We start from the raw sequence: 6,051 nt of genomic DNA, 5'->3' as shown, positions 1-6,051 counted from the left end.
TCGGCAAAACTGGGAGAAGAAAGAGTTTGTTTCATACCATAAAGGTACAAAAAAAATAATGTAATGAGCAAATTTTAGGATAAGAGTTTTGCAGAGGTCTCACCTTGAGAGTCCTTTGTAGTCAGATGTCCCAAAAGGATCTCTCTATTCACATGATAGGACGGGGTCCGACAATAGAATAGAAGTGATGGATCTCGAGGGGATGGCTAAAAATAACCTGCCACACCGTGAGGTATAAATACAAAGTCACCGTATGCCGAACGGCACGTACGGTGGTGTGGGAGGTCGGTAAATGTGAAAGTTGAAGAAAATGTCTTTTACGAATAACATTTACTTCCTACCCAATTAAGATCATATTAGCCGTAGGGAACAAACGTATGATACATATACATCTTATTCCTTAAGTTTTATTTCACAAATTTTACTGACTTTCGTTTATTTCCAGAGTTGATATCTAAAATATAAGAGCCATTGTTTAAATCGCTAATTTTTATTGTAGAGTTGTGATGATTAAGAACACCACGCTTCACATTTATTAATGAAAAGGGCGATACAGAATATATATTATAATTAATTGGAATCAGTTTTTTTTGCAAGTTACTGTTGATTAAAATATTTTCATTTGAAAAATTAACGGTAAAGTCATATGGAACTAATGGTTGGACTATTAGTGTATCACTTTTTGAACTTCCATTATTATTATACGAGTAAACCACAAATTTTGTTTGCAATTCTTTATCTACATTTGCAATAAAATACCCTTTCTTGAAATCTTTTACTTCATATTTAATAGGCAAATCATTTCCTTCTTCAAGTTGCTCAACAACTATACGATTGACCCCCTCTAAATTTTTTATACTTATTGTGATATCTTGTGTGTAGTCGTTATTTAGGACAGACCCGTTATTTATAGTTGGCTTAGCTAAAGTAAAGAATGTCTGAATAGGTGCTAAATATCTCATTTCTACTTTCTGAGGTAAATAGTCTAAAACATAATAATGATTTTGTATAATATAATATGGTCGATGATAAAGATTATCATAAACTTCTTTATACCAAGTAATCCTACATCGTATATAACCATCACAAGTTCTTTGATATTGCTCGAAATTAGGACTAATATTCCAATCGTCCATTTTGGTTTTTAATGGAATATTATATGGTCCAGAATATTGACTATATACAGAATCCCAAGTTCCATCTTTTTTCAATAGCGAAATTAACCAAGAACCAGCAGTCCCACTTTTGTCTGGGTACATATAATTGTATGGAAAAAGGTATGACTGCAAATCAAAAGCATTAGAATTTGCCTTCTTCTGATACTTAGAGGGCGTCCACTGAACTATATTCTTTTTTTTAGATATGTTGTTTTGAATCAGTGTATTATCTTCGAGTATAATATCGCCTTTATATGTGATAATATTGTTAGAAGAACCATCAGAACTTACAGAAGTAGATGATGGTCCTGTTACTAAATTATAAGTCTGCCACCCTTGAAAGTCATAGAAAATATTATTATAACTATCAACAATGTTTCTTATTACGCTTCCCTTGCCAAAGTTATAAGAGAGGAGCTCTGTAAAATTTCTAGATTGTTCAGGAATTAGGTAATTCAATGACATTCCATTTTGCCAAGTAGTTGGTGCGTACAAATGTAACGTGTTCTTATAATGATTAACAGAAAGAGTAAGTGAACCTTGTGTGGCATTTGTATATGCTTCGGAAAGATTATTGCCTCCAATTGCTTGTCTTACAATGTCTTCATAATAAGTTAAAGGTCTATTTGTGTCTTCTAATATTTTTTTTTGAGAGTTCGCTGTCATATTAAATGAAAAGCCTAGTCCTCGTGCAATATCACGAAGTACAACGGTTACAAAGTCATATTTATTAGTGGGAGTATTGTCTAATGAATACGAAAAATCATTTAACATACTCTTATTATACGTGATGACAACATCAGGTTTATTAAAAAAATCAACATCAGTAACAGTGTTAAGATAAGTTGCATTAAATCCACTATTATACTCAGCTAGTAGAACATATTTCATTCTACTTGACAAAACTGTTTCGTAATTATTAATATCATATGTAGTAGACTGAACCCTTGAAAGCAATTTCATATTATCGGTTCCCCTGATGTTGCCTATTTTAGCACAAATATTTATAGGTAAGGAGTTTGGGAGTTGTTCTTCCCATATCTTGCATGCATATTCAAATGCACCTCTCATGGAGTTATCCCAAAGTTCTTCTGGTTCATAAGTTATCTTAAATACCGTACCTCCATTAATTTGACGCAATACAGGCACATCTGTACATTTTTCAATGAACTGGTCTAAGGCATATGAGTCAGATTCTGTACTAGTTTGTCCCCATGAAGCTATAGATAGTATTAAAAATAGCAATAAAAATGATAACTTTTTCATATTTTAATAATTTTACATGAAACATACTTCCCCATACTAAATAAAACTTTTACAAAATATACTCCTTTCGGCAAAAAGGATATGTCAATAGAATTTGTAATAGTGTCACTTAAGACAAGACGACCTTCGAGAGAAAATATCTTTATTGGAGTTCTAACACCAAAACTAGTATTGAGGAATATTTTATTTTCTTTACACGAGATGATATGATATGCAGAATCAGGACTCAAGTTCTTTATGTTTGTTGATTGGTAGGAATGCTCTATTGCTGATATTATATTTGGGTCATTAATCAATTTTGTAGTATGTATTGCATCCATAGAAAACACACATCCATAATTATTAAGAGCCATAATCTTGTAATATTGTCCCCAATCTGATGCGCCGTACTTAATTGAGTATCCATTGTCATCATCTACGAAATCAATAGGAATATATGTTATCGTATAATCTTTTGGATATGTTTGAAGAAACAAACTGTCTGTAGATTGAATTAAGGCTAAGTAGCACTTGTCCATTGAATGTGCGGTAAAAGAAGCAAATAGTTCTGCTTGGTCATTATAACTGCATTGTTCATAGTCGAACACACCTTCGAGACTAGCGCTAACAATTCTAGGTGTTGATGGTAATACATTTATAGATATGGACATAGTGTCTACGACAGCATTATTATTATGCAAAACAATCACAGCATGATAATATATGGATGAGTTATCGTTAGTCTCTATACGTCTATATTTTAAATTATCTTGCTTGAATAGCTCTGGGGTTATCGTAAAGCTAAAAGAATCATTTACTATATCTTCTTGTATTAAAGGAATAAAACTATTATCTTTCAACTCAATAGATAATTCCCAATTTAAGCTGCATTTTTCAACACTATTGCGCTTTATTCTAAAAGATAGCACATCTCCGTCAAGAAACGCATAATCCTGAGTCACCTTATTGATATTATTGACGACTATGCTTCTGTCTATAACTTGAGCACTAGATACTATAGAGTATATTAATGAAGTAAAAAGAAATAAAAATCTCATTTTAGAAGCTTTGACGATTTGACGAGTGTGTTACCATTAAAGAATTTTAAAATGTACATACCAGGAGACATTTTTATGGTTTCCTCAAGTTCTTTAATTGTATTAAGATAAAATCCATTGGAATCATATACTCTTATAGAAGTAATATACTCTGTTACTTTTTGTAGTACTGCTCTTCTGTGAAGTTTTTTCTTTGACAAGTTTGAAAGTGGAGGTAGTTCTATTGTGTACATATCACTTCCGTATTCATTCTCCACGGTCACATCTATCCAAGAATAATAATAAGGTGAAATGTTTCTGCAAGTAAAATGAGCCAAATATGGCTCTCTAACAAATTGGTTTCTTGACAATGAACTATATTCCTCCTCTAAAGAAACATAAAGATATTCGGCTCCTTTATAGTCCACCTTGCAATCAACATCATATGAATTATGTTCATTGATATCTGTCTTATTAAAGCCAACACTTGATATCTCAGGCTTAAGTCCAAGTGTTAAATTATATACCAGTTTCATTGGCTTTCCATTGATATCACCAGAAAATATGATTTTTCCATATACATCTCCATTTATGTTTATATAATAATCATTGGGATGACTCAGTGCATCTGTAGAAAAAAACAAGTCCCCTTCTGATTGTTTTACTATAATATCACTTCCATCAGTTGCTGGCAGTAGAAAAGTCCATTTTCTATTGGTAATGGTCTGTTTTCCGTTACCTTCAATAAAAAAGGAGTGCGATGAATAAGCCGACGTAATACCTGTCTCCGGGATATTATCCCCAACAATGGAGTATTCTCCATCCTGTTGACTCTTGATATCCCAACCGAGTTTGTTGAGTACATTTGCAGTAACGGAATCTACTTGTAATATTCTAAGAGAATTATTCAGGTTATAATGCATCAACGAGTTAGGGTTGTTCAGAAATATCAAAGATTTGTTATTTTCATATACAGGAGGCGTATACATCTTGTAGATGGAGTCATTCGCATTAAATCCCGAAATATGGACATCGCCAAACTGACCCGTAACAAACTTTAGCAAGTCTACATTTTGCCTTGCTCCTATATTTGAATAGCTCTTTAGACAGGCTCCATTAGAGGATACGAGCAAACTATCAAACAAAGAAGAACTTCCTTGACAAAATCGAATTATCTCTCTGCCACCTGATAATACTGTTTTATTCACACTACTTCCAAACCCTAAGGCAACAGCTATACTTCTAAGCATTGCCTGTGCTAAACTGCTATAGTTAGCGTTGTTATCTGCATTGTAACCACAATACCATTTTTTATTCTTATTTATTATGATTTTTGCATCTGGCGCCCCATCTGTACCAAGATTATTAACCAACGAACAATATAAACTTGTTGGATATAAATAACCATTATGTTTAGTGTAACAGACCGTTGTTATCACATCCTCTTCTTCTGGAAGTTCATCCCATACGGCTTTGATACGAATTTTATAATCCGAATTTATATTCAAACAATTTCTCCAAATGTCAGTTGTTACTTGCAAACATTTGGAGACTGAATCGGGGATATTATCATCATATGAGATGTCAAAAGAAATGGCTGTTTTATTATTAATTCTTGCAACTTTTGACAAAATAGGCTTTGATGAAATTGAGTCAACTCCATTTTTTTCAAAATGCTCAACATAATCTACGGTAACTATTTCTTGAGATAGCAACACTTGTGAATAAAACAATGACAGCAAGAATAATACAATAATCTTTTTCATAATAGAATTATTTGTAATTTGCAACAAAGTTAGCATTTTTTTTTGTAGTACAAAGATTTTCGATACTTTTAATTTTGTTACTTCAAAAATATTATTATTTCTTTGATTTCTTAGTTGAGATGTATTATCTTTATGATGGAATAAGTGAATCATTAATATTGGGAAGCAAAAGCAGGAAGATGCTGCGAACTCGTCTTCAAATCGCCCCCCCTGTGATAGGTTTAATTATTACAAACCGCTGATTATCAATTTAATAAAAACATTTTTTCTATTTTTATTCGGATGAGAGTCCAATTAGCACGCCAAGCGATATGATGAAAGCCAAACTACAACCTCCTATGAGGTTCAGCAGAAAATTGATAGCAGGTCTATCGTTGCGTTGCTGGTAATAGGGTAGTGTAAACCACCCAATACCCATCACAGTAGCAAGCACCACAATAGCAATACTTTGCTCAATGGTATTCGTATAAGAGTTTGCCAACAGTGCGCANATGCCGAGCCAANCCACTTGTATGCCAAGATGAACTTGCCACGCTCTTTTTTGTTGTTGCCACTCTTCNGTCCATAAATGGAGTTGTANCGACAAAAGTAAAGCNGTNACAGGGTAGAGCATGAGGAAGACTNTNATNGNATTGATGTCTGTTNCTTCCTGAAACTTATGATTGAGGAAAATCCATGAAGCGCAAGTAATGATACAGAAAAAGATAGAAGTNGGAAAGCGTAACACAAGNGCTGNAAGTTGTTGACGCCAGTCTTTCAGAGAAGNTTTNGAGAGTTTTTTCATAAAAAGACATGCTTAAGAGTGAAATAATGCAACAAAGATACGAAAAATAATCAGATGTCCTA

The 6,051-nt window shown here is 33.1% G+C and carries 3 protein-coding genes; all 3 read right to left on the bottom strand.

The features are described from left to right. Positions 1-407 precede the first annotated feature (407 nt). From HMPREF9304_RS06775 to HMPREF9304_RS06765, 3 genes are read right to left on the bottom strand one after another with little or no spacing between them, the layout of a single operon-like run. Complete coding sequence (locus HMPREF9304_RS06775; RefSeq protein WP_052045981.1) at positions 408-2,423, bottom strand: hypothetical protein; 2,016 nt, start codon at positions 2,421-2,423, stop codon at positions 408-410. Further along, positions 2,420-3,460 carry a T9SS type A sorting domain-containing protein gene (locus HMPREF9304_RS06770; protein ID WP_036927679.1) on the bottom strand — a complete coding sequence of 347 codons (1,041 nt, stop codon included), beginning with the start codon at positions 3,458-3,460 and terminating at the stop codon, positions 2,420-2,422. The genes HMPREF9304_RS06775 and HMPREF9304_RS06770 overlap by 4 nt, the downstream gene beginning before the upstream one ends. Next, on the bottom strand, positions 3,457-5,205 hold the full coding sequence (locus HMPREF9304_RS06765) for a hypothetical protein (RefSeq protein ID WP_156104780.1): 1,749 nt from the start codon (positions 5,203-5,205) through the stop codon (positions 3,457-3,459). Before HMPREF9304_RS06765 ends, HMPREF9304_RS06770 begins: the two co-directional genes overlap by 4 nt. Positions 5,206-6,051: the final 846 nt, after the last annotated feature.

The sequence above is a fragment of the Hoylesella timonensis S9-PR14 genome (genome assembly GCF_000762405.1).
In the GTDB taxonomy this organism is placed as follows: Bacteria; Bacteroidota; Bacteroidia; order Bacteroidales; family Bacteroidaceae; genus Prevotella; species Prevotella timonensis_A.
This window is presented reverse-complemented; position numbering and strand designations above follow the sequence as displayed.